The 24,171-nt window shown below is 68.2% G+C and carries 23 protein-coding genes; 6 read left to right on the forward strand and 17 right to left on the reverse strand.

The genetic code is table 11. From position 1 onward, the window contains the following. Nucleotides 1-72: 72 nt before the first annotated feature. From epsC to nirB, 5 genes are all read right to left on the reverse strand, one after another. Complete coding sequence (gene epsC, locus ODI_RS11935; RefSeq protein WP_067750264.1) at nt 73-1,020, reverse strand: serine O-acetyltransferase EpsC; 948 nt, start codon at nt 1,018-1,020, stop codon at nt 73-75. A 146-nt stretch (nt 1,021-1,166) separates the two neighbouring features. After that, nucleotides 1,167-2,441 (reverse strand): nitrate regulatory protein, encoded by a 1,275-nt coding sequence (locus ODI_RS11940; protein WP_067750262.1) that lies wholly within the window; start codon nt 2,439-2,441, stop codon nt 1,167-1,169. Between the two features lie 6 nt (nt 2,442-2,447). Next, complete coding sequence (cobA, locus tag ODI_RS11945; RefSeq protein WP_067750258.1) at nt 2,448-3,221, reverse strand: uroporphyrinogen-III C-methyltransferase; 774 nt, start codon at nt 3,219-3,221, stop codon at nt 2,448-2,450. Between the two features lie 13 nt (nt 3,222-3,234). Further along, entirely contained in the window at nt 3,235-3,579 is a 345-nt protein-coding gene (gene nirD / locus ODI_RS11950) for a nitrite reductase small subunit NirD (protein ID WP_067750256.1), read from the reverse strand. Further along, entirely contained in the window at nt 3,579-6,134 is a 2,556-nt protein-coding gene (nirB, locus tag ODI_RS11955) for a nitrite reductase large subunit NirB (protein WP_067750254.1), read from the reverse strand. Before nirB ends, nirD begins: the two co-directional genes overlap by 1 nt. A 357-nt stretch (nt 6,135-6,491) precedes the next feature. On the opposite strand from nirB, the gene ODI_RS11960 reads away from it, so the two are divergent. Continuing rightward, nucleotides 6,492-7,382 (forward strand): DMT family transporter, encoded by an 891-nt coding sequence (locus tag ODI_RS11960; protein ID WP_067750252.1) that lies wholly within the window; start codon nt 6,492-6,494, stop codon nt 7,380-7,382. Nucleotides 7,383-7,396: 14 nt separating this feature from the next. Here ODI_RS11960 and ODI_RS11965 read toward each other — a convergent pair whose 3' ends face one another. After that, complete coding sequence (locus ODI_RS11965) at nt 7,397-8,542, reverse strand: PQQ-dependent sugar dehydrogenase (RefSeq protein ID WP_082985171.1); 1,146 nt, start codon at nt 8,540-8,542, stop codon at nt 7,397-7,399. Between the two features lie 143 nt (nt 8,543-8,685). Here ODI_RS11965 and ODI_RS11970 point away from each other — a divergent pair, with 143 nt between their 5' ends. Further along, nucleotides 8,686-9,393, forward strand: coding sequence for a glutathione S-transferase (locus ODI_RS11970; protein WP_067750251.1), 708 nt, complete (start codon nt 8,686-8,688; stop codon nt 9,391-9,393). Between the two features lie 61 nt (nt 9,394-9,454). On the opposite strand, the gene ODI_RS11975 is transcribed toward ODI_RS11970, so the two are convergent. The 5 genes from ODI_RS11975 to ODI_RS11995 all read right to left on the reverse strand — a co-directional run bounded on the left by ODI_RS11975 (nt 9,455) and on the right by ODI_RS11995 (nt 14,378). After that, nucleotides 9,455-10,156, reverse strand: coding sequence for an ABC transporter ATP-binding protein (locus ODI_RS11975; RefSeq protein WP_067750249.1), 702 nt, complete (start codon nt 10,154-10,156; stop codon nt 9,455-9,457). After that, entirely contained in the window at nt 10,156-10,923 is a 768-nt protein-coding gene (gene livG, locus ODI_RS11980; protein WP_067750247.1) for a high-affinity branched-chain amino acid ABC transporter ATP-binding protein LivG, read from the reverse strand. The genes ODI_RS11975 and livG overlap by 1 nt, the downstream gene beginning before the upstream one ends. Beyond that, complete coding sequence (locus ODI_RS11985; RefSeq protein WP_067750245.1) at nt 10,920-12,146, reverse strand: high-affinity branched-chain amino acid ABC transporter permease LivM; 1,227 nt, start codon at nt 12,144-12,146, stop codon at nt 10,920-10,922. Before ODI_RS11985 ends, livG begins: the two co-directional genes overlap by 4 nt. Further along, complete coding sequence (livH, locus tag ODI_RS11990) at nt 12,146-13,072, reverse strand: high-affinity branched-chain amino acid ABC transporter permease LivH (RefSeq protein WP_067750243.1); 927 nt, start codon at nt 13,070-13,072, stop codon at nt 12,146-12,148. The genes ODI_RS11985 and livH overlap by 1 nt, the downstream gene beginning before the upstream one ends. Before the next feature lie 190 nt (nt 13,073-13,262). Further along, nucleotides 13,263-14,378 (reverse strand): high-affinity branched-chain amino acid ABC transporter substrate-binding protein, encoded by a 1,116-nt coding sequence (locus ODI_RS11995; protein ID WP_067750241.1) that lies wholly within the window; start codon nt 14,376-14,378, stop codon nt 13,263-13,265. A gap of 471 nt (nt 14,379-14,849) precedes the next feature. On the opposite strand from ODI_RS11995, the gene ODI_RS12000 reads away from it, so the two are divergent. From ODI_RS12000 to ODI_RS12005, 3 genes are all read left to right on the forward strand, one after another. Further along, nucleotides 14,850-16,652: a ribonucleoside triphosphate reductase gene (locus ODI_RS12000; protein WP_067750239.1), complete on the forward strand. Its 1,803-nt coding sequence runs from the start codon at nt 14,850-14,852 to the stop codon at nt 16,650-16,652. Between the two features lie 85 nt (nt 16,653-16,737). Beyond that, nucleotides 16,738-16,914, forward strand: a complete 177-nt coding sequence (gene nrdD, locus ODI_RS22295) for an anaerobic ribonucleoside-triphosphate reductase (protein ID WP_074046765.1) — start codon at nt 16,738-16,740, stop codon at nt 16,912-16,914. A 13-nt stretch (nt 16,915-16,927) separates the two neighbouring features. After that, nucleotides 16,928-17,668: an anaerobic ribonucleoside-triphosphate reductase activating protein gene (locus ODI_RS12005; RefSeq protein ID WP_082985170.1), complete on the forward strand. Its 741-nt coding sequence runs from the start codon at nt 16,928-16,930 to the stop codon at nt 17,666-17,668. Between the two features lie 11 nt (nt 17,669-17,679). Here ODI_RS12005 and ubiT read toward each other — a convergent pair whose 3' ends face one another. The 6 genes from ubiT to ubiA form a co-directional block, all read right to left on the reverse strand. Then, nucleotides 17,680-18,111, reverse strand: a complete 432-nt coding sequence (gene ubiT, locus ODI_RS12010; RefSeq protein ID WP_067750237.1) for a ubiquinone anaerobic biosynthesis accessory factor UbiT — start codon at nt 18,109-18,111, stop codon at nt 17,680-17,682. After that, entirely contained in the window at nt 18,108-19,001 is an 894-nt protein-coding gene (locus ODI_RS12015) for a U32 family peptidase (protein WP_067750235.1), read from the reverse strand. The genes ubiT and ODI_RS12015 overlap by 4 nt, the downstream gene beginning before the upstream one ends. 4 nt (nt 19,002-19,005) lie before the next feature. Beyond that, a complete protein-coding gene (gene ubiU / locus ODI_RS12020) occupies nt 19,006-20,022 on the reverse strand; it encodes a ubiquinone anaerobic biosynthesis protein UbiU (protein ID WP_067750234.1) in 1,017 nt (338 codons plus the stop codon). A 112-nt stretch (nt 20,023-20,134) separates the two neighbouring features. Then, a complete protein-coding gene (locus ODI_RS12025; RefSeq protein WP_067750232.1) occupies nt 20,135-20,710 on the reverse strand; it encodes a VUT family protein in 576 nt (191 codons plus the stop codon). Then, entirely contained in the window at nt 20,710-21,597 is an 888-nt protein-coding gene (gene proC, locus ODI_RS12030) for a pyrroline-5-carboxylate reductase (protein ID WP_067750230.1), read from the reverse strand. The genes ODI_RS12025 and proC overlap by 1 nt, the downstream gene beginning before the upstream one ends. 76 nt (nt 21,598-21,673) lie before the next feature. Beyond that, nucleotides 21,674-22,537 (reverse strand): 4-hydroxybenzoate octaprenyltransferase, encoded by an 864-nt coding sequence (ubiA, locus tag ODI_RS12035; RefSeq protein WP_098021006.1) that lies wholly within the window; start codon nt 22,535-22,537, stop codon nt 21,674-21,676. Between the two features lie 221 nt (nt 22,538-22,758). On the opposite strand from ubiA, the gene ugpB reads away from it, so the two are divergent. Continuing rightward, on the forward strand, nt 22,759-24,072 hold the full coding sequence (ugpB, locus tag ODI_RS12040; protein WP_162292313.1) for a sn-glycerol-3-phosphate ABC transporter substrate-binding protein UgpB: 1,314 nt from the start codon (nt 22,759-22,761) through the stop codon (nt 24,070-24,072). Nucleotides 24,073-24,171 lie beyond the last annotated feature (99 nt).

Below are 24,171 nucleotides of genomic sequence, written 5' to 3' on the forward strand. Positions count from 1 at the left end.
CAAAAGCCCTGCCCTGCGCGTTCCCTCAGGCCCTCAAGGCCCCGACGGCGCATCCCAGGATGCGCCGTTGCCTTATGCGCCGTTGTCCTGCGTGGCGCCGTCGCTGATGAGCGAGGCCTGCGTGACGCTGCTGTGCGCCGGAACCGAATTCGTCAGCCAGACATTGCCGCCGATGACGGAGGCGCGTCCCACGGTGATGCGGCCCAGGATGGTGGCGCCGGCGTAGATGACCACGTCGTCTTCCAGGATGGGGTGGCGCGGCAGCCCTTTCTTCAATTCGCCGTTCTCGCTGGCGGGGAAGCGCTTGGCGCCCAGCGTGACCGCCTGGTACAGGCGCACGCGCTCACCGATGATGGTGGTTTCGCCGATCACCACGCCCGTGCCGTGGTCGATGAAGAAGCTGGCGCCGATGGTCGCGCCCGGGTGGATGTCGATGCCGGTGTCGGCGTGGGCGATCTCCGCCACGATGCGGGCGACCAGCGGCGCGCCCAGCTTGTAGAGCTCGTGCGCCAGGCGATGGTGGATGACCGCGATGACGCCCGGATAGCACAGCAGCACCTCGTCCACGCTGCGCGCGGCGGGATCGCCCTGGTAGGCCGCGATGACGTCGGTGTCCAGCATGACCCGCACGCGCGGCAAGGCGGCCGCGAAGGCGCTGACCAGTTCACGGGCCTGGGCCGCGATGGTTTCCGGCGCCACGGCCGAGTGCCGGGCGCCGTAGCCCAGCTCCAGGCGCACCTGGTGCGACAACTGGTCCAGCGCCTTGGCCAGTGTCAGTTGCACATAGGCGTCTTCGTTCTCCTCGCGCAGGTCGATGGGGCCCAGGCGCATGGGAAACAGCGCGCCACAGAGCAGCTCGACCGCGCAGCGCACCTGCGCCACCGAGGGAAACTCGCGCTCGCCCGAGGCGCGCATGCGCCCGCTGTGCGCGCGCCACTCCATCCGCGCATCCCGCAGTCCGTTGACGATCTGGCTCAAGCCCCAGTTCTGGGGAGTGCCGTTGACCCTGCATTCGCTCATGCTGCCCTGCTCCTGTATTCCGGTCGGTCTCGGCCCGGACGGTCGGTCCAGGCAGCCTGTCATATTACCGGGCCGCGCGGCAATATGCCGGCGCAGGCTGCGTTGGCGTCAGGGTCTTTGGGCGGCCGCCTGCGGGTCATCCGCGTTCAGGCCTGGCCGCCCGCGCCCGCCGCCAGCACCTGGCGGGCAAATTCTTCCAGCTTCAGGCCCCGACTCATGGCCGCCTTGCGCAGCTTGTCGTGGGCTGCCGCTTCGCTGAGCGTGTGGTGGGCCATCAGCAGTTGCTTGGCCTGCTCGATATGCTTGCGCGCATCCAGGCTGCTGCGGGCGCCCGCCAGTGCGTCGGACAAGGCCTGCAGGCGTTGCGCCTGGGCCTGCACGAGGTCCAGCAGCGAACGGGACAACTGGGGCGACAACATCGGGCCGGCCAGGTCGGGCGCGCCCGCATCCAGGGCGTTGCCCTGCACGGTGAAAAGCACCGCCGATGCCGCCGCCGGCTCCGCCAACTGGCGAGCGAGCCGACGATGATTGTCCAGGTCATCATGCGCGCGGGCGATGCGTGCCTGGCACAGGGCCGGCAAGGCGGCGGACAGCTCGGCCTCGACCGCGCGCATGCCGTCGATGCGGGCGGTCTGGACGTCGAACCAGATCTGCGCCAAGGCGGCATCCACGCGCGCGTCGGGCGACGTGCGGGCAGCCATGCCGCGCAACTGGCGCAGCTCGGCCTCACATGCCGCCAGTGCAGCCCAGGCTGCCTGTTGCGGCGGCTGGGCGTGGGCCAGGAAGGCCTCGAAGCAACGGTCCTGGCCGTCGATCAGTTGCGCCAGCTGGGCATGCTGCGGCGCCGTGAAATGGCCCGCGGCAAAACCGCGCACGCCACAGGCGCGCTCCTGGCCGGCCAGTTCCTTGCCCTGCATCAGGTTGAAGAGCGCCACCAGCGCCCGCGTCACCTCGGGGTCCAAGGCGGTGTCGGCCGCGTCGAAGACCAGTCCCAGCAGTCCGTTGATCAGCCGCGTGTAGTGCGCCAGCGAGGTCTCGATGTCCAGGTCGCGCGCCAGCACGCGGCGGCGCAAGGCGGGCAGTTCGTCCAGGCGATAGAGCACATAGGCCACGCGGGTCAGCAGCCTGGCCTTGTCGGCGGTTGCCTGCGCGGCGGGATCCAGCCGTTCCAGGCCCTGCCTGAGCGCCCGCGCCTGCACGTCGGCATCGGCGGCATACGCCAGCAGCGTTTCGCGGGCGGACGCGTGCTCGGCCGCCAGATAGACGTTCGAATAGCCGCGCTCTTTCTGCAGGGCGTGCACCAGTTCACCCGCCTGCGTGACCAGCGTGCAGACGTGCGCCAGCGCCTCGAGGCCGGTCGTCTCGGCGCGCCTGGCGGCAATGAGGTAACGCAAGGCGTCGGGCAGGGTGTGCTCGTTCATCGCGTGTCAGGCGCTGGCGCGCAGGTCCGCCCTCGTTTCCTGCGCCCTGGCCCAGGCCGCGACGTCACCGATCACCAGCACCGCCGGGCTGCGCAGGCCGAAGGCGCGCGCGTCGTCTTCCATGGCCGCCAGGCTGCTCACGCAATGCCGCTGCGCGGGTAGCGAGGCCCGTTCGATCATCGCCACCGGCGTGGCGGGCGCCATGCCCGCGGCCAGCAGATGCCCTCGCGTGGCGGGCAAGGTGGCGACGCCCATGTAGACGACCAGCGTCGCGCCGCTGGCCGCCAGGGCCTTCCAATCCGGCGCGGAATCGTCTTCGGTGTGCGCGGTGACCAGGGTGACCGCGCGCGCCACGCCGCGCAGGGTCAGCGGAATGCCGCAGTCCGTGGCAGCGGCCAGTCCGGACGTGATGCCGTTGATGATCTCGCAGGCCACGCCATGGCGAGCCAGCCATTGCTGCTCTTCCCCGCCGCGTCCGAACACACAGGGGTCGCCGCCCTTCAGGCGGGCCACCCGCCTGCCCTGCCGGGCATAGCGCAGCATCAGCCGCTGGATGAAGTCCTGCGGCGTGGACCGGCAGCCGCCGCGCTTGCCCACGCGCACGAGGCGGGCCTGCGGGCAATGGGCCAGGATCTCCGGATTGACCAGGTCGTCGACCAGCACGACCTCGGCCTCGCCGAGCGCGCGCACGGCCTTCAGCGTCAGCAGTTCCGGATCGCCCGGCCCGGCGCCGATCAGGCGCACGGGAGGATGGGGCTGGCCAGGCTTCACATGCGTCATGGCGCCCTCCTCTTCAAGCCAGTTCCACGACGTCGCCGTGCAGCCGCGCCTCCCAGGTGCGCAGGCGCTGGCCGGCATCCTCCAGGCAGACGCCATCGCGCAGGCGGAAATGCTGCTTGTAGAGCGGCGAGGCCACCACCAGCTCACCGCCCAGGCGGCCCACGATGCCGCGGCCGATGACGTTGACGCCCGAGAACGGGTCGTGGTTGGACACGGCATAGACCTCTGTTTCGTCGCCGGGCACGTGGAAGATCGCGACCTGTTCGCCATCGACCAGCGCCACGACGCCGGACTCGGCCACCAGATCGGCGCGGCGGCACACGGTGCGCCAGGCTCGGGACTCGTCAGGCGCCGCCATCACAGCACCTCCTCGACGATGGCGATCTCGCGCAGGGCCGCGGGCCTTGCCGGTCGCGGCTGGCCGCGCTCGTCCTCCATGCGGATGTCGGGATCGCCGCCCTGGGCGTTCACGAAGGTGCGGAAGCGCTTGAGTTTCTCCGGATCCGCCAGCGCATTGGCCCATTCGCATTCATAGCGGTCGACCACCTGCTGCATCTGCGCCTCCAGCTCGGCGGCCAGGCCCAGGCTGTCCTCGATCACCACGGCCTTCAGGTAGTCCAGGCCGCCCTCCAGCGACTCGCGCCAGACCGAGGTGCGCTGCAGCTTGTCCGCGGTGCGGATGTAGAACATCAGCAGGCGGTCGATATATTGGATCAACTTGCGGTCGTCCAGGTCCGTGGCGAACAGCTCGGCATGGCGCGGCCGCATGCCGCCGTTGCCGCACACGTACAGGTTCCAGCCGCTTTCGGTGGCGATGACGCCGATGTCCTTGCTCTGGGCCTCGGCGCATTCGCGGGTGCAGCCGGAGACCGCGAACTTCAGCTTGTGCGGCGCGCGTAGGCCCTTGTAACGATGCTCCAGGTCCAGTGCCATCCGCACGCTGTCCTGCACGCCGTAGCGGCACCAGGTGCTGCCCACGCAGGACTTCACGGTGCGGGTCGACTTGCCATAGGCATGGCCGGTCTCGAAGCCGGCGGCGATCAGCTCGGCCCAGATGTCCGGCAACTGGTGCAGCTGCGCACCGAAAAGATCGATGCGCTGGCCGCCGGTGATCTTCACGTACAGCGCATATGTGCGCGCGATCTCCCCGATCACGATCAGTCCCTCGGGCGTCACCTCGCCCGCCGGGATGCGCGGCACCACCGAATAGGTGCCGTTCTTCTGCATGTTCGCCATGAAGGTGTCGTTGGTGTCCTGCAGCGGCACCAGCAGCGGGTCCTGGATCGGCCGGTTCCAGCACGAGGCCAGGATGGAGCCCACCGCGGGCTTGCAGATGTCGCAGCCCACCGAGCCACGGCCGTGCCGGGCCAGCAGTTCGTCGAAGCGCTCGATGCCCTCGACGCGCACGATGTCGTAGAGCTCGCGCCGCGTGTACGCGAAGTGCTCGCACAGGCTCTTGTCCACGGCCACGCCGCGCGCGGTCAACGCGTGTTCGACCACGTTCTTCAGCAGCGCCGTGCAGCCGCCGCAACCCGTGGCGGCCTTGGTGCAGGCCTTCACCTGCGCCAGGTCGGCGCAACCGCCGTCGATGGCCGCGCTGATCGCGCCCTTGCTCACGTTGTGGCACGAGCAGATCGTGGCCGTGGCCGGCAAGGCATCGACGCCCAGCGCCGGCGCGTCGCCGCTGGCCGGCAGGATCAGGCTGGCCGGGTCGGCCGGCGGCGCAATGCCGTTCTGCACGTACTGCAGCAAGGTGTCGTAATAGCTGTTGTCGCCCACCAGCACCGCGCCCAGCACGCGCTTGCCGTCGCCCGAGACCACCAGGCGGCGATAGCTGGCCCCGGCCTCGTCGATGTAGCGATAGCTGCGCGCATCGCGGGTCGCGCCATGCGCGTCGCCCAGCGAACCCACGTCCACGCCCAGCAGCTTCAGCTTGGTCGACATGTCGGCGCCCGCGAAAGGCTGGGCGGCTTGCGCACAGAGTTGCGCGGCGACGGTGCGCGCCATCTGGTAGCCCGGCGCCACCAGCCCGAAACAGGTGCCCTGCCAGGCCGCGCATTCTCCGATGGCGTAGATGTCGGCATCGCTGCTGCGGCAATCGTCGTCCACCACGACGCCGCCGCGCGGGCCGATCGTCAGGCCGCTGGCGCGCGCCAGGCTGTCCTGCGCGCGGATGCCCGCCGAGAACACGATGAGGTCGGTTTCCAGGTGCTCGCCGTCGGCGAAGTTCATGCGGTAGCGATAGGTTTCGCCCGCGCTGATGGACTGGGTGGCGCGCGACAGGTGCACGCCCACGCCCAGTGATTCGATGCGCGCCTTCAGCGCCTCGCCGCCCAGCTCGTCCAGCTGCACGGGCATGAGCCGCGGCGCGAACTCGACCACGTGCGCCTCCAGGCCCAGCGACTTCAAGGCGTTGGCGGCCTCCAGCCCCAGCAATCCTCCCCCCACCACGACGCCGCGTCGGGCCTGGGCGGCGGCGGCGCGGATCACGTCCAGGTCGTCCAGCGTGCGATAGACCAGCCGCGCCGCGTCCTCGGCGCCTTCGATGACCGGCACGAAGGGATAGGAGCCCGTGGCCAGCACCAGCGCGTCATAGCGCTGTTCGCCTGCCTGCGTGTAGACCACGCGGCGCTTGCGGTCCAGCCCCAGCACCGGCGCGTCCAGGTGCAGGGACACGCCGTCCTGTTCATACAGCGCGGCCTCGCCCAGCGCCAATGATCCGGCGTCGCGGCCCGAGAAGTATTCGGACAGGTGGACGCGGTCATAGGCGCGATGCGCCTCCTCGCCATAGACGTGGATGCGCCATTGCGCCAGGGCCCCGGCGGCCACCAGCTGTTCGACGCAGTGGTGGCCCACCATGCCGTTGCCGACGATGACGAGGTCCCGGATCTCGGAGGGGGATGGACGTTGCATGCTTGCTCCTGCTGCCTTCAAAACGCGAAAGGCGCCCTGGACCACGTGGGTCTGGGCGCCTTTGCCGGGTACTGCTCCGTGAGGGATGTGCCGCGCGTCCTTGCGCGGGCATGAACTGACAAGCAAGTCGCGTGCCAGACTTGCCAGCCAGACAGGACGGTAGGCCTGCCGGGGCCGTTATCCTCCCGTTGGTGCACGCCAGAGGGCGTTGCGCACCAGCATGGGGCATGCCTGCCTGCCGTTCTGTTAGGCTAGACAGCGGTGGGCCATCCTTTGGGCGGGCCTGCCTTTCGTTTTTTCGGCGCGCCTGCCTGCGCGCCCTTGTGTCATCCGCCCTGCCTGCCGTTGTGCCCCCGAATGATGTCCGACGCTTCCACCGCCCCCTCCTCGCCCTCCCGCTCCGCCGCAGGCATCCTCTGCGTCGTCGCGGGCATCTGCAGCCTCAGCATGAGCGACAGCCTTGCGAAGTGGCTGGGCGAGGCGTATGCCCCCATCCAGCTGCTGTTCCTGCGCGGCGCCTTCGCGCTGCCGGTGGTGGCCTTGCTGGTGGTCTGGATGGGTGGTCGCCGGGCGCTGCGCACCCGCCACCTGGGCATCCACGCGATGCGCGGCGCCATCAACGTCGCCAGTGCCTGCGGCTTCTACTTCAGCCTGACCCTGCTGCCCCTGGTGGAAGCCACGGCCATCATCTTCGCCGCGCCGCTTTTCGTGACGCTGCTGTCGGTGCTGGTGCTGCGCGAAGACGTCGACCTGCGCGGCTGGATCGCCGTGCTGGCGGGCTTCCTGGGCGTGCTGGTGGTGGTGCGGCCCGGCATGGCGGGTTTCCAGCCGGCGGCCTTGCTGCCCCTGGCGGGCGCCGTGGGCTACGCGGTGATGATGGTCAGCGCGCGCCGCATCGGCGCGCAGGAAAGCATGTTGACCACGACCTTCTACATCGCCGCGGCGCAGGCCGTCATCAGCCTGCCTTGGCAGCCCTGGTATTGGACCCCGGTGCAGGCCGAGCACCTGCCCGGCCTGCTGGGGATCGCGCTGTGCAGCACGCTGGGCCTCACGCTGATCACCCAGGGCTTTCGCATCGCGCCCGCCTCGGTCGTGGCGCCCTTCGACTACACGGGCCTGCTGTGGGCCACGCTGTTCGGCTGGCTGTTCTGGCGCGAACTGCCCGACACCTGGGCCTATATCGGCGCCGCGTTGATCGCGGGCAGCGGGATCTATATCGCCTTGCGCGAATCCCGCCGCGCGAAGTAACAGGCCCTAGCCCGTCATTCCCGCAGGCCCACGCGCAGCAGCTTGCCGTCGCTGCTGTCGGTCAACACATACAGGCTGCCGTCCGGCCCCTGGCGCACGTCGCGGATACGCTCGCCGCGATCCTTCAGCAGCCGTTCCTGCTCCACGATCTTGCCGCCTTCCTGCGTCAGGCGGATCAGGCTCTGGTCCTTCAGCGCGCCCACGAAGATCGACCCCTGCCAGGCCGGGAAGCGCGCATGTTCATAGAAGGCCATGCCGCTCACGGCGGGCGACTGTTCCCACACGAAATCCGGCTGCTCGGTGCCGGGCACGCGCTTGCCCTTGGCCTCGGGGATCGGCGCGCCGCCATAGTTCACCCCGTGCGTGGCCAGCGGCCAGCCATAGTTGGCGCCCGCCTTCGGAATGTTGATCTCGTCGCCGCCCTGCGCGCCGTGCTCGTTCAGCCAGACGGCGCCCGTCCGGGGATGCAGCGCCATGCCCTGGGCGTTGCGGTGACCATAGGACCAGATTTCGGGCCGCGCGCCGTCCTCGCCCACGAAGGGATTGTCCTTGGGCACGCTACCATCGGCATTCAGGCGCACGGTCTTGCCCTGCAGCTTGTCCAGGTCCTGCGCCGTGGGCCGCTGGCCGTTGTCGCCCAGCGTGATGAAGAGCATGCCGTCGCGGTCGAACACCAGGCGCGAGCCGAAATGCTGGCCGTTGGACAGCTTGGGCGCCTGGCGAAAGATCACGGTGAAGTCCTGCAGGCTGGCGTTGTCCTCGGCCAGCTTGCCGCGGCCCACCGCCGTGCCGGCGCGGCCATCCCCCGCTTCCGAGTACGACAGGTAGACCATGCGGTCCTGGGCGAAGTCCGGTGACAGCGCCACGTCCAGCAGGCCGCCCTGCCCCTGGGAATGCACCTTGGGCACGCCGCGCAGCGGCTGGGACACGCCCTTGCCGTCCTGCCACAGGCGCAGGTCGCCCGCGCGTTCGGTGATGAGGGCGCCCTGGCCGTCGGGCAGGAAGACCATGCCCCAGGGGTGGTTCAGGCCGGTGGCCAGCTCCTGCACGGCGGGTGCGGCGTTGGCGGCCTGGGCGTCTTGCAGCGTGGCCAGCGAGGCGCCGGCCGCGCCAAGGACGGCGAGGGAAAGCGTGAGATGACGTCGGTTGATGGCGATCATGTTGTTGTAACTCCCTGCGAGTGAGTCCTTGTGAGTTGCATTTACGCATACGGTTCCCGCTGCGTGCCGAAACATTGCGTAAAGACGTTGAAATCCGGGCGGCGCTACAACCGGGGTTGGTCCCCCCTCCAAAGGAGCGCTTCATGGCCTATGACTTCTGGTACTGGGACGGCATCCCCGGCCGCGGCGAGTTCGTCCGCCTGGCCCTGGAGGCCGGCGGCATCGACTACGTGGATCGCGCCCGCGAGAGCGGTGGCGATTCCTCCAGCCTCATCGAGGACCTGCAGGCCCGCCGGCCGGATCCGCCTTTCGCCCCGCCCTATCTGGTCGCCGATGGCATGACGCTGGCACAGACGGCCAACATCCTGCTGTTCCTGGGCGAGAAGCATGGCCTGGCGCCCGCCGACACCGCCGGCCGGCTGTGGATCAACCAGGTGCAACTGACCCTCGCGGACCTGGTGGCCGAGGCGCACGACGTCCACCACCCCATCGCGGCTGGCCTGTACTACGAAGCGCAGAAAGAGGAGGCCTTGCGGCGGGCCGACGACTTCCGGCAATCCCGCATGCCGAAGTTCCTGGGCTACTTCGAGGGCCTTCTGGATGGGGAAAGCGGCTGGCTGACCGCCAAGGGCTGGACCTATGCCGACCTGTCGCTGCACCACGTCGTGGACGGCCTGCTGCATGCCTTCCCGCGCCGCATGAGCACGCTGGCCTCGCGCTATCCGAGGCTGATGGCCCTGCACCTGCGCGTCGCGCAATTGCCTGCCCTGCGCGACTATTTCGCCAGCGAACGCCGCCTGCCCTATGGGGACGGCATCTTCCGACACTATCCCGAACTGGACGCCGAATGAAAGAACGCGCCGGCCCGCCCTGTCGCGGGGCGGGACCGGCGCGTTGCAGGGGCTGCCCGGGTCAGGCGCCCAGGTAGGCCTTGCGCACGTCGGCGTTGGCCAGCAGGTTGGGACCGGTATCGGCCAGCACCACGCGGCCGTTTTCCAGCACGTAGCCGCGGTCGGCCACGCCCAGCGCCTTGTTGGCGTTCTGCTCGACCAGGAACACCGTGACGCCTTCCGCGCGGATGGTGCGGATGATGTCGAAGATCTGCGCAATGATGAGCGGCGCCAGCCCCAGGGTGGGCTCGTCCAGCAGCAGCAGGCGGGGCTTGGACATCAGCGCGCGGCCGATGGCCAGCATCTGCTGCTCGCCGCCCGACATGGTGCCGGCGCGCTGGCTGGCGCGCTCCTTCAGGCGCGGGAACAGCGTGTACACGTGGGCCAGGCCCTCCTGCATCGCATGCTTGTCCGCGAAGAAGCCGCCCATCATCAGGTTCTCGGCCACGGTCAGGTCGGGGAAGACGCGGCGGCCTTCCGGCGAAATGGCGATGCCGCTGCGCATGATCTCGTGCGTGGGCAGCTGGGTGATGTCCTTGCCCAGGAACGAGATGGTGCCGGTCCTGGCCCGCGGCGAGCCGCAGGCCGTCATGAGCAGCGTCGTCTTGCCCGCGCCGTTGGCGCCGATCAGCGTGACGATCTCGCCTTCGTTGACCTCGACCGAGACGTTGTCCAACGCCTGGATGGCGCCATAGAAAGTACTGACGTTTTCCAGTTTCAGCATCACTCTTCCCCCAGATAGGCCTTGATGACCCGGGGGTCGTTGCGCACGTCGTCCGGCTTGCCGGTGGTGATGGGCTTGCCGTGTTCCATGACCAGGATGCGGTCGGACACGCCCATGACCAGGCCCATATCGTGCTCGATGAGCAGCACCGCCACGCCGAAATCGCGGCGCAGCGTGTCGATCAGGCCTTGCAGCTCGCGCTTTTCCTGCGGATTCAGGCCGGCGGCCGGCTCGTCCAGCATGAGCAGGCGCGGCTTGGTGATCATGCAGCGGGCGATTTCCAGGCGGCGCTGGTGCCCGTAAGGCAGGTTGCCGGCTTCACGATTGGCGAACTCGCGCAGCCCCATGAAGTCCAGCCACTGGGCCGAACGATCGAGCGCGTCGGCCTCCGACTTGCGATAGGACTTCAGCTTCAGCAGTCCGGGCAGCAGGCGGTTCTCCACCTGCGTGTGCTGGGCGACCAGCAGGTTTTCCAGCACGGTCAGCTGCTTGAACAGCCGCACGTTCTGGAAGGTGCGCACCAGGCCGTGCTGCGCCACCTTGTGGCTGGGCAGGCCATTGATGGGCTTGCCGTCCATCACGACATCGCCCGCGGTGGGCTTGTAGAAACCGCCCACGCAGTTGAACACCGTGGTCTTGCCGGCCCCGTTGGGGCCGATGATGGCGAAGACCTCGTCGCGCTTGACGTCGAAGGCGACCGAGTCGACGGCCAGCAGGCCGCCGAAGCGCATCGACAGTCCGGATACTTGCAGCAGGGAATCGCTCATTTGCGCAACTCCACGTGCGGGCGCTTCATGGGCAACAGCCCTTGCGGTCTCCACATCATCATCAACACCATGACCAGGCCGAACAGCAGCATGCGGTATTCGGCGAATTCGCGCGCGAGCTCGGGCAGCACCGTCAGCACGACGGCGGCCAGGATCACGCCTACCTGCGAGCCCATGCCGCCCAGCACCACGATGGCGAGGATGAGCGCGGACTCGATGAACGTAAAGGACTCCGGATTGACCAGCCCCTGGCGCGCCGCGAAGAAGGCGCCGCCGAAACCCGCGAACATGGCGCCCAGCGTGAACGCGGAGAGCTTGATGCGGGTGGGATTCAGGCCCAGGGAGCGGCACGCGATCTCATCCTCGCGCAGCGCCTCCCATGCCCGGCCCACCGGCATCCGGATGAGCCGTGTCGAGACGAACAGCGTGATCAAGGCCAGCAGCAATGCCATCAGGTAAAGATAAATGACCATGTGCTGGTTGTTGAAGGTCAGCCCGAAGAAGTCGTGGAAGGTCACGGCCTCGGGGTCGCGCGAACGGCGCACCATTTCCATGCCCAGCACCGTGGGCTTGGGAATGCCGGAAATGCCGTCCGGACCGCCCGTCCACTGGTTCAGGTTGATGAGCAGCAGGCGGATGATTTCGCCGAAGCCCAGCGTGACGATGGCCAGGTAGTCACCGCGCAGGCGCAGCACCGGGAAGCCCAGCACGAAGCCGAACAGCGCGGCCATGGCGCCCGAGAACGGCAGCGCCTCCCAGAAACCCCAGCCAGCCCAGTGGTACAGCAGCGCATAGGTGTAGGCGCCCACGGCGTAGAAGCCCACGAAGCCCAGGTCGAGCAGGCCGGCGAAGCCCACGACGATGTTCAGCCCCAGGCCGAGCATGACGTAGATGAGCACCAGCGTGGCGATATCGACTTCGCTGCGGCCGCCGAAGAACGGCCAGACCACGGCGATGAGCAGGATCAGCAGCATCAGCGGCTGCCTGCCGCGCGTGGGCGAGGCAGGCAGCGTCGGCAGCTTGATGCCGGACAGGCCGCGGGCCAGCGTCGGACGCACGAGCTGGAAGACGAAGACGATGCCGGCCGACAGCGCGATCAGGTCCCAGCGGGCTTCGAGGTAGGTCGTGACGCCCTGGCGCAGCAGCTGGAGCCCGAACACGGGCGCCACCAGGACCGCAGTGAGCAGCGCGGCAATGAATGCGGGTTTGACAGTGTTCGCCATCAGACTTTTTCCACTTCGGGTTTGCCCAGGAGCCCCGTGGGACGGAACAGGAGGATCAGCACCAGCAGGCTGAAGGCGACGATGTCCTTGTACTGCGACGAGATGTAGGCCGCGGCGAAGGTTTCGGCCAGGCCCAGCAGCACGCCGCCCAGCATGGCGCCGGGAATGCTGCCGATGCCGCCCAGCACCGCCGCCGTGAAGGCCTTGATGCCGGCGATGAAGCCGATGAAGGGATTGAGCTTGCCGATGGTGACCGCGATCAGCACCCCGCCCACGGCGGCCATGACGGCGCCCAGCACGAAGGTGAAGGAGATGACGCGGTTGGTGTCGATCCCCAGCAGGTTGGCCATGCGCATGTCCTGCGAGCAGGCGCGCGAGGCGCGGCCCATGCGGGAATACTTGATGAAGAGCGTGAGCGCGATCATCAGCGCCACCGTCACCAGGATGATGAGCAGGCGCGAATACGGGACGGTCACGTCGAAATCGGTGCCCATGTGGAACTGCGCGGCGCCCGAGATCAGCGAAGGCACGGCCATGTCACGCGCGCCCTGCCCGAGTGCCACCCAGTTCTGCAGGAAGATGGACATGCCGATGGCCGAGATGAGCGCCACCAGCCGCGGGCTGGCGCGCACCGGGCGATAGGCCACCCTTTCGGTGGAGAAGCCATAGATGCCGGTCACCGCCATGGCGACGACGATCATGGCCGCGATCATCAGCGGCAGCGGCATGCCGCTCTGCGTGCCGATGGCGGTCAGGGTGACCAGGCCGACGTAGGCGCCGATCATGTAGATCTCGCCGTGTGCGAAATTGATCATGCCGATGATGCCGTAGACCATCGTGTAGCCGATGGCGATCAGCGCATAGATCGCGCCCAGGGACAAGCCGTTGAACAGCTGCTGGGTCAATTGGGGGATGAGGTCGGACATAGTGCCGGGCTCCAGATAAATGCCCTACGCCGCGTCCCTGGCGCAAGGGACTCCCGGTTGTGGAGTCTTGCGCCAGGGGCCGGCCCGGCGGAAAACGGAACCGGCCCCGGTATGGTTCGCCGGAGCCGGAATCCAGGGCATGCAGGGTAATCGACCGCACCGGCCCCGCGCCGGTGCGAATCCTTGGGGATCAGAGCTGGGTCTTCTTGCCCGCCTTGTCCCACTTGTAGACGGCGAATTCGAAGTTCTTCAGGTCACCCTTGGCGTCGAATTCTACCTTGCCGATGGACGTGTCGAAGCTGTTGGCGTGCAGGTAATCCGCCACCTTGGCGGGGTCCTCGCCCACGGCTTCGATGCCCTTGGCGATCAGTTCCACCGCGGCGTAGGCCGGCATCTGGAAGGCGCCGTCCGGATCGCGCTTGGCGTCGTGGAAGGCCTTCACGATGCCCTCGTTGCCGGGGCGCTTGGTGAAGTCGGCGGGCAGCGTGACCAGCAGGCCGTCGATGGCCGGACCGGCGATGGCGACCAGATCCTGGTTGGCGGTGCCTTCCGGACCCATGTACTGGACGTTCAGGCCCTGTTCACGCGACTGGCGCAGCAGCAGGCCCAGTTCGGGGTGGTAGCCGCCGAAATAGACCAGGTCGACGCCGGCCGACTTCAGCTTGGTGACCACGGCCGAGTAGTCGCTGTCGCCGACGTTGATGCCTTCGAACATCACGATGTTGACGCCTTCCTTCTTCAGGGCGTCACGCACCTGCGTGGCCACGCCCGAGCCGTAGGTCTGCTTGTCGTGCAGCACGGCGACCTTGGCGGGCTTGAGCGTCTTGGCGATGTAGCCGGCGGCGAACGGGCCTTGCTGGTCGTCGCGGCCGATGGTGCGGAAGAAGAAGTGCGGCTTGGTCGTGTCGGTCACCAGGGGCGAGGTCGCGCCCGGGGTGATGGCCACGATCCCTTCGGATTCGTAGACGTTCACGGCCGGCACGGTCACGCCCGAGCAGGCGTGGGCCACGGCGAACTTGGCGCCGGAGTTGACCACGCGGTTGGCGGCGGGCACGGCCTGCTTGGGCTCGCAGCCGTCGTCGATCAGGATGGGTTCGAGCTTCTTGCCCTTGACGCCGCCCTTGGCATTGAGGGTCTCGATGGCGGTCAGCGCGCCTGCCTGGATCTGGTCACCGTATTGGGTATTGGGACCGGTCATCGGCTGGGGGATGCCGATCTTGATCGAGTCGGCGGCGTGGACGGCGCCGGCCAGTGCCATGGCACCGATGGCGAACGTGATGGGGGTCAGGCGCTGTAGCAGCTTCATGCTTGGGGTCTCCAGCAGAGGATAAGGGTCGTCCGGGTGTCTCCCGGGACTCGTGCGAGCCCGGGGTTCGTCCCGGACAACAGGGATCACCAGTCTTGGGGAACACGAACGTGGCGCGTATTCTGAGAGTCAGGACATACGCTGTCACTGCGTGGATTCCCCAATATGGAAACCATCCGCAATAAGCGTGCCATATCGCTCCGTAAGGCCTCGTAACGTCTTTTCGATGCCGTTGCGCGCCATAACGGGTCAGTTCCCGGCGACTTTGCACCAAAACGGCGCGGTCGCCGCGCCAGGAGCGGGCACGATGTTCCAACCTTCAAGTAATTGCGTCCCGGGATCTTTCCGTGCCCTGCACGCGCCGGCCATCCGCCTGGCGGATTTGCGCGACCTCAAATGCCAGCGTCTCAGCGCACAAAAACACAATATATGGGGGTAGGATGGCTAAAAACCACTAGATGAGGTATCGCCATGTCGCCAAGCACCGCCCTCGCGCAGCCCTCCTGCTGCCCGACGCACGCCGCTCCTGCCCTGCCCCTGCCCGGCGCGCAGGTGGACGTGGCCCACGCCATGGAGGAATACCTGTCGCGCCGGGACTGGCGCATCAACGCCAACGCCAACCAGGGCTACAGCCTGGGCGGCCTGATCCTGAACGTCGCGGGCAAGGTCACCGCCAACTACTGGCTCAACGAGGTCTACACGCCCGAGGCGGGCAACGCCCACCGCGACGGCTCCTTCCACATCCATGACCTGGACATGCTGAGCGGCTATTGCGCCGGCTGGTCGCTGCGCACGCTGCTGACCGAAGGCTTCAACGGCGTGCCGGGCAAGGTCGAGGCCACGCCGCCGCGACATATGTCGGCGGCCATCGGGCAGATCGTCAACTTCCTGGGCACCCTGCAGAACGAATGGGCCGGCGCGCAGGCCTTCAGCTCCTTCGACACCTACATGGCGCCCTTCGTGCGGCAGGACCGGATGTCCTACCGCGAGGTGCGGCAGATGATGCAGGAGCTCATCTACAACCTGAACGTGCCCAGCCGCTGGGGCACCCAGACGCCGTTCACCAACCTCACCTTCGACTGGACCTGCCCGCCCGACCTGCGCGACCAGGTCCCGTACATCGGCGGCGAGGAAATGCCCTATTCCTATGGCGCGCTGCAGGCGGAAATGGACATGATCAACCGCGCCTACATCGAGGTGATGATGGCGGGCGATGCGCGCGGCCGCGCCTTCACGTTTCCCATCCCCACCTACAACATCACGCCGGATTTCGACTGGGACCATCCCAACACCCAGCTGCTGTTCGAAATGACGGCGCGCTACGGCCTGCCCTACTTCCAGAACTTCCTGAACTCGGACCTGGAACCGCACATGGTGCGCTCCATGTGCTGCCGCCTGCAGCTGGACCTGCGCGAACTGCTCAAGCGCGGCAACGGCCTTTTCGGCTCGGCCGAGCAGACGGGGTCCATCGGCGTGGTCACGATCAATTGCGCCCGCCTGGGCCATGTGTTCGCCGGCGACGAGGCCGGTCTCTTCGCCCGCCTGGACCGCCTGCTGGAACTGGGCCGCGACACGCTGGAAACCAAGCGCGAGGTGGTGCAGCACCATATCGACCAAGGCTTGTATCCCTATACCCGGCGCTATCTGGGCACCTTGCGCAACCACTTCAGCACGCTGGGAGTGAACGGCATCAACGAGATGATCCGCAACTTCACCGGCGACCGCGAGGACGTGACCACCGCCGCCGGCCACGCCATGGCGGTCCGGGTGCTGGACCATGTGCGGGCGCGCATGACCGCGTTCCAGGAACAGACCGGGCACCTGTACAACCTGGAGGCCACGCCCGCCGAGGGCACGACCTATCGCTTCGCCCGCGAGGACCGCAAGCGCTATCCGGACATCCTGCAGGCCGGCACGGCCAGCCAGCCCTATTACACGAACTCCAGCCAGCTGCCCGCCGGCCACACCGACGATCCCTTCGAAGCGCTTGCCCTGCAGGAAACGCTGCAGGGCAAGTACACGGGCGGCACGGTGCTGCACCTGTACATGAACGAGGCCGTCTCCACGGCCGAGGCCTGCAAGACGCTGGTGCGGCGCGCGCTGGAGAACTTCCGGCTGCCCTACATCACCGTCACGCCGACCTTCTCCATCTGCCCGACGCACGGCTATCTGTCTGGCCGCCACGAGTTCTGCCCCAAGTGCGATGCGGCACTGCAGGCGAAGGCCGGCCAGGCCGCGAGCGCTTCCCAGGCCGAGCCGGCCGAAGCCGTCTAGGCCCCTTCACGAGCCAGGCCGGCCGGGCAATGCTGCCGGGGCCGGCATCCCGGGCCTTGCGCCCGATCTTTCCGGAGCACGTCTCATGCAAACCTCCCTCACTCCTTCCTCGGCCACCCGCGACGACAGCCAGCGCACGCGCTGCGAAGTCTGGACCCGCGTCATGGGCTATCACCGTCCCGTCAGCTCCTTCAACACCGGCAAGCAGGGCGAATTCAACGAGCGCCGTTTCTTCACGGAACCCTCGGCCGTCAAGCGCTGAGAAGGGGGCAGCCATGTCCGCCCACGCGCATCACGCCGCCCACTGCCCCACCGAGCATCGGCTGATCCCGGCGCATGGCCGCCTGGGGCCGCGCACGCCGGCCCTGGGCGGGCTGACCCGCTATTCCAGCGTGGACTGGCCGGGCAAGCTGAGCGCGGTGGTGTTCGTGGCGGGCTGCCCCTGGCGCTGCCATTATTGCCACAACCCGGGCTTGCAACAGCGGGTCCGCGAGCTGGACTGGGACGAGGTGCTGAACTTCCTGGCGCGCCGGCGCGGCCTGCTGGACGGCGTGGTGTTCTGCGGCGGCGAGCCGCTGTCCGAACCCACCTTGCCCGCGCTGGCGGCACAGGTGCGCGACATGGGCTTTGCCGTGGCCTTGCACACGGCGGGCATCTATCCCGACCGCCTGGCCGAGATGCTGCCCGGCGTGTCCTGGGTCGGCCTGGATATCAAGACCGATGCCGAGGGCTATGACGCCCTGACCGGCCGTGCGCGCAGCCACGCACCGGTGCGCCAGAGCCTGGCCGCCCTGCTGGCGCACGGCGTGGCGTTCGAGTGCCGCACGACCTGGAGCCCGTCGTGGCTGCCGGAGCCGGCCTTGCTGGCGCTGGCCGAGACGCTGGCGGAACAAGGCGTGCGCCATTACGCCGTGCAGCACTATCGTTCCTCGCCGGAGGCGCTGGCGGCGGCGCCGCTGGCCGAGGCCACGCGGCAGCGCCTGGAAAGCCTGTTCCTGACGTTCGAGGAGCGTTAGTGCGAGGAACGTCAGGCCTGGCCGAACAGGCGCGCCAGCCAGGCCGGACGCTGCGAGGCGTCCAGCCAGTTCTTCACGATCAGCCCCAGTTCCGTGTCGCCCGAGATCATCAGGCGGCGCTGGAAGAACAGCGTATCCGCGTCGAGGGTGCCCTGCCCCAGCGCGATGAAGTCCGACAGCGTAGCGGTGAGCGACAGCGAGACGTCCGCGCCTGCCTGGAACACCGGGCGGAAACGGCCGTGCTCGCAGCGGAAGACATGCCGCAGGCCCAGGTCGCTGACCGTGATGGCGTACGCGTGGCCGTTCAGCTCGGCGGGCGGCGTTAGCCCCGCCAGCTTGCGGGCCAGTTCCAGCCCGGCCACGCCATGCAGGGATACCAGGCCGCAAGGCAGTCGGCGGCCGACCTTGGCCAACCATGCCGGGGGCGTGAAGGACAGACTCATGCGTGTTCCTCGTCGGGGGTGTGCCAGACGATGCCTGGCTGGCCAAACCAATAGCCGTTGCAGCGCGCGATGCCCGCGGGCGGCGACACGGGGCCGCAAGCCCTGCCCTGGCGCTGCTCGGACAGCACCGAGACAGCGTCCCAGGTGCCCTGGCTGTGCGGGCTGATCCGCAAGGCGTCCACGCCCATCGCGGCCAGTTCCGTGGCCTGGTCCAGCAGGTCCAGGCAGGCCGCCGACTGCGTCTGCACGCCGTTGATCGCCAGGAAGTCCGTGGCGTCGCGGGTGCGCAGCATCAGGCCGTCGGGATGCTCGCTGCAGCGATACGCGCACTCGTCCTTCTTCAGGCGGAAGTGCCGGGCGGTGAAGCAGCGCGCCGAAAAGGCCAGCGGCATGCGGCCCCACACCATCACTTCGGCCTGCATGCCCGCGGGACGCTCGGCCAGCAGCAGCGCCAGCGTCTCGCGGTCCATTTCCAGCGGCGCGACGAAACCCGTCGCGCCCAGCGACGCCAGCCAGTGCAGCGTGGGGCCGTTATAGGCGTTCATGTGCGGACCGGCGATGAAGGCGCGTCCCCGCAGGTGCCGCACGGCCCCTGTTTCCCCCGCCTCGAAGCCATAGCCCTCCTCGCCGCAGAGGCGGCGCACGGCCTGGCCTTCGCCCGCGGTCTCCACCAGCGTGCGCGTCACCAGCCGCACGGATTTTCCCGCGGTGCGCAGGTCGGCGGCCAGGTCCAGCCAATCGGCCGCCTTCAGTTCATGACGGCGGCTGCAGACGGTCTCGCCCACGCAGATCTCGTCGACGGCGCTGTCGGCCGCCTCGGCGTAGAAATTCAGCGTTTCCTGGCGGCTCCAGTAATACAGCAAGGGGCCCAGCGTGATGCGGTAGCTCATGGCGTCATTTCCAGGGACGGTCGAAGGCGCCTTGGGTCACCTGCGTGCCTTCGGCATGGCGGGCCAGCGCGGACATCCATTCGGGCCTGGCGGCAAAGCGCGAAGGCGCCGCGCAGGCGCTGTCGATGGCCGCGCGCAACGTGGCGACGACCTGCGAGACATAGGCGGGGCTGCGCTGGCGGCCCTCGATCTTGATGGCGGCCACGCCCATTTCCGCCAGGCGCGGCAGCAGGCCCACGGCATTGAGGCTGGCGGGCTCTTCCAGCACGTGATCAGCCTCGCCATCCACCTCGAAACGTCCCTTGCACAGCGTGGGATAGCCTGCGGGTTCACCCGGCGCATAGCTGTCGATCAGGATGCCGTTCAGGCGTGCTTCCAGATGGCCGGCCTGCTCGGTCCAGCGCACCGCGTGCGCCGGCGAACAGACGCCCTTGTTGTTGGGCGAGTCACCCGTGGCATAGGAAGACAGCAGGCAGCGGCCTTCGGCCATCACGCACAGGCTGCCGAAGCCGAACACCTCGATCTCGACCGGCACGGCCTCGACGATGCGGCCGATTTCGGCCACTGTCAGCACGCGCGGCAGCACGACGCGCTGGATGCCGAACTGCTCGTGCATCAGCGCGATTGCATCGGCATGGGTGGCCGATCCCTGCACGGAAAGATGCAGCCGCAGGTCGGGATAACGGTCGCGCGCATAGGCCATGAGGCCGGCATCCGCCATGATGACGGCGTCGGCGCCCCAGTCGTGCGCCGCATCCACCGCCTCGCGCCAGGCGGCGTTACGGCCGGCCTGCGCAAAGGTGTTGATGGCGAAGAGCACCTTGCGCCCCATCTGGCGGGCCAGCGCCACGCCGGCCCGGATATCGGCTTCGGTGAAGTTCAGGCCCGCGAAATTGCGCGCGTTGGTGGCGTTGCGCAGCCCCAGGTAGACGGCGTCGGCGCCTGCGTGCAGGGCGGCCTTCAGGGCGGCAAGGCTGCCCGCGGGGGCAACCAGTTCCATGGCATGTGGGTTCGCATTCATGCGGGGCAGTATGCAAGCCGGCCGCGATGGCCGCCTTGCCCAAGCGCAATGAATGCGATGTTGCGACCCTGACGGCCGCAGGGGTTTCAGCCCCGGGGGTCAACCTCGGGGGTCAACCTCGTACATGGCCGGCGTCCGCCGGTCTTGCGATGTTCCACATCAGCGCGCGGAACGGGGCCAGCAGCCCGGCGTTGACGGCCAGCTTGACCATCAGGTCGCCCAGCAGCCAGGTGATCCAGGGTGCGCCGGTGGCCGCGAAGGCGATGCCGAAGAACAGCGAGGTGTCCAGCGTGGCGGCCAGCGCGCCGGAAACCAGCGGCGCCCGCCACCAGCGGCCTTCGCGCAGCTTGTCGAAGACATGGATGTCCAGCATCTGGGCGCAAAGATAGGCCACGCCCGAGGCCAGCGCAATGCGCGGCGAGGCCACGAAGACCGAGGCGCCCAGCGCCAGCGCGAAGCCGATCCAGGCCACGCGGCGCGCGGCCGCCGGACCGTAGCGCCGGTTCAGCAGGTCCGTGACCAGGAAGGCGACCGGATAGGTCAGCGCGCCCCAGGTCAGCCAGTCGTTGATGGGAAACTGCACGAGGAAGTTCGAGCCCACCACGATGATGCCCATGGCCAGCACCGCCAGCGCGAAGGCAGCAGGCGGCAGCGGGGCGAAACGCGAGGGCGACGGTGCGTGCTGCATTACTTGCGGCCTGCCTGGCTGCCTTCCTTGGCGGCCGATCCGGCGGCGCCGCCGAATTCGTCGCCCAGCTCCCTGCCCCGCTGGGCTGCCGCGGCCATGGCGTGCGCCACGGTCTGGGGCAGTTGCGCCTGGGCAAACACGGCCAGCGCGGCGGCGGTGGTGCCCCCCTTGGACGTCACGCGCTCACGCAGCACTGCCGGCGATTCGGTGGACTCCGCGGCCAGTTGCGTGGCGCCGTCCAGCGTGGCCAAGGCCAGTTGGCGGGCCTGCCTGGCGTCCAGCCCCAGCGCCTGGGCGCCCTGGATGAGCGATTCGAGGAACAGGAAGACATAGGCCGGCCCGCTGCCCGACAAGGCCGTCACGGCATCGAGCGCGGCGTCGTCGGCCACCCAGACCGTCAGGCCGACGGAGCCCAGGATGGACTGGGCCAGGTCGCGGTCCTGGGCCGTGGCGCCAGGCAGCGCCGCCAAGCCCGTGGCGCCGGCGCCCACCAAGGCTGGGGTGTTGGGCATGCAGCGCACCAGGCGTTGCCAGGGCGCATCGGGCGTGCCCAGCCAGGCGGCCAGCGTGTCGCTGCGGATGCCGGCGGCCACGCTCAGCACCAGCGTGTCGTCGTCCAGCCAGGCACGGGTGGCGGCCACGGCCTCCTGCAACTGCTGCGGCTTGACGGCGTAGACCCACACCTTGCGGCCGGCCAGCGCGTCGTCGGGACGGGCCGAGACCGTCATGCCCTTGGCAAGCCAGGGATCATGCGCGCTTTCATTGATTTCCAGCACGTGGATGGCCGAGGCCGGGCAAAGCCTGCCGGCAAGCCCGGCCGCCAGCGCCGCGGCCATGTTGCCGCCGCCGATGAAGGCAATGGAAAGCGTATGCTGGGTCGTGGCCATGTGCGTGGATTCCTCGTGGGTTCCCTGTGGAGGGATACGGTGCCGGAATGTGTGTCGGAAACTCAATGCCGGAAACTCAATGCCGGAAAAACACCGTCTGGGCGAAGATGCCCGCGAAGACGGCAAAACCGAACCAGGTATTGTGCAGGAAAGCGCGGAAGCACGCTCGCGGGTCGCGGTGCCGGATCCAGCGCAGGTGCGTGATGGCGATGCCCGCGGCGCCCAGCAGGCCCAGGGCATAGGGCCAGCCATAGCCCAGCATGGCGCCTGCCACGCCCAGCAAACCCACGGTGGCGGCATAGAACACGCCGATCATCGCCACGTCCCAGCTGCCGAAGGTGATGGCCGAGGTGCGCAGGCCCAGCTTCAGGTCGTCGGGCTTGTCCACCATGGCGTACTCGGTGTCATAGGCAATGGACCAGCAGATGTTGGCCAGCAGCATGAGCCAGGCGGCGGCCGGGATGCTGCCCTGCAGCGCCGCGAAACCCATGGGAATGCCGAAGCCGAAGGCGATGCCCAGGTAGGCCTGGGGAATGGCGAAGAAGCGCTTCATGAGCGGATACGACGCCGCCAGGAAGGCGCCCACGAAGGCCAGCTGGATGGTCAGCGCGTTCAGCGGCAGCACCAGCAGGAAGGACACCAGGGCCAGCACGATGGCCACCGCCAGCGCTTCGCCCGGACGGATCTTGCCCGAGGTCAGCACGCGTTTTTCGGTGCGCTGCACGTGCAGGTCGAAATCGCGGTCGAAATAGTCGTTGATGGCGCAGCCGGCCGAGCGCATCAGCGCGGTGCCCAGCGTGAAGATCACCACGACGTGCCACGCGGGGCTGCCCTCGCCCGCCGCCCACATCGCCCACAGCGTGGGCCACAGCAGCAGCAGGATGCCGATGGGCTTGTCCGCGCGGACAAGCAGGAAGTACAGCGGCAGGCGCTGCCGCAGGAAAGCCAGGGTATGCATGGGGTGCAAGGATACCAGCGACGGCGCCCGCGTTCAGGCGTCCGGCCTGCTGCGCGCGCAAAAGGGGACGCGGCATTGACCGATGCTCGCACGGGTGCGACATTCCCATGTCACATGACCGTCACAAACAATACGATAAGCTGGCTTGCAACGGCGCCCGATCCTGCTGGTCGAGGCGTCACGCGTTCGAAGCCCACGGAGACATCATGCGCCATCGCCTCGCCACCCTCAGCCTCGCCACCCTGTTCACTGCCGTGGCCTCCCCCGCCCTTGCCGCCACCGACATCCAGTTCTGGCATTCGATGGAAGGCGCGCTGGGCGAGCGCGTGAACGAACTGGCCGCCGAGTTCAACAAGCGCCAGACCCATTACGCAATCAAGCCGGTCTACAAAGGCACCTATGGCGAGTCCATGAACGCCGGCATCGCCGCCTTCCGCGCCGGCAACGCGCCCGACATCCTGCAGGTCTTCGAGGTCGGCACCGCCACCATGATGCAGGCCAAGGGCGCGATCAAGCCCGTCCAGCAGATGGCCAAGGAAGCCGGTGACCCGATCGACCCGTCGATCTTCGTGAGCGCGGTGGCAGGCTATTACTCCTCGGCCGATGGCGAACTGATCTCCATGCCGTTCAATAGCTCGACGCCCGTCCTCTACTACAACAAGGACGCGTTCAAGAAGGCAGGGCTGGACCCCGAACAGCCGCCCAAGACCTGGCAGGCGCTGGCCGAGGCCGGCAGGAAGCTGAAGGCAGCGGGCCAGGATTGCGGCTACACCACCGGCTGGCCCTCGTGGGTCCAGCTGGAGACGTTCTCGGCCTGGCACAACGTGCCCTACGCCACCGAGTCCAACGGCTTCGGCGGCCTGAACGCCCGCCTGTCCGTCGATTCCGACCTGCACGTCCGCCACGTCGCCAACCTGGCCGCGATGGCCAAGGAAGGCCTCTTCACCTATGGCGGCCGTGGCGACGATCCCAACGCCCTCTTCGTCTCGGGCAAGTGCGCGATGTTCACGGGCTCCAGCGCCAGCCGCGCCAATATCCTGAAGAACGGCAAGTTCGAACTCGGCATCTCCACCCTGCCCTATTACGAAGGCGTGCAGGGCGCGCCCCAGAACACCATCATCGGCGGCGCCTCGCTGTGGGTCTTCGCCGACAAGTCGCCCGAGATCTACAAGGGCGTGACCCAGTTCTTCAAGTTCCTGGCCAGCCCCGAGATCGCCGCCCGCTGGCACCAGCAGACGGGCTACGTGCCGGTCACCAAGGCCGCCTTCGAAGCCACGCGCAAGGCCGGTTTCTATGAAAAGAACCCTGGCACCGACGTCGCCGTGACGCAGCTGAACGTGGAAACGACGGCGCAGTCGCGCGGCGTGCGCCTGGGCTACCTGCCGCAGATCCGCGAGATCGCCGAGGCCGAAATGGAACGCGTGTTCTCGGGCAAGTCGGAAGCGAAGACCGGCCTGGAGAACATCGTCAAGCGCGGCAACGAGCTGCTCGAGCGTTTCGAGAAGAGCGCGCGCTAGGCACGGGCCCAGCCGGCGCCTCGCGGCGCGCCGGCGAAAAATACGGGGCCGGACTACACTTGCCGAGGATCCGGCCCCGCGCGGCGCGCCGCGCCGCGA

This window comes from Orrella dioscoreae (assembly GCF_900089455.2).
GTDB lineage: Bacteria > Pseudomonadota > Gammaproteobacteria > Burkholderiales > Burkholderiaceae_B > Orrella > Orrella dioscoreae.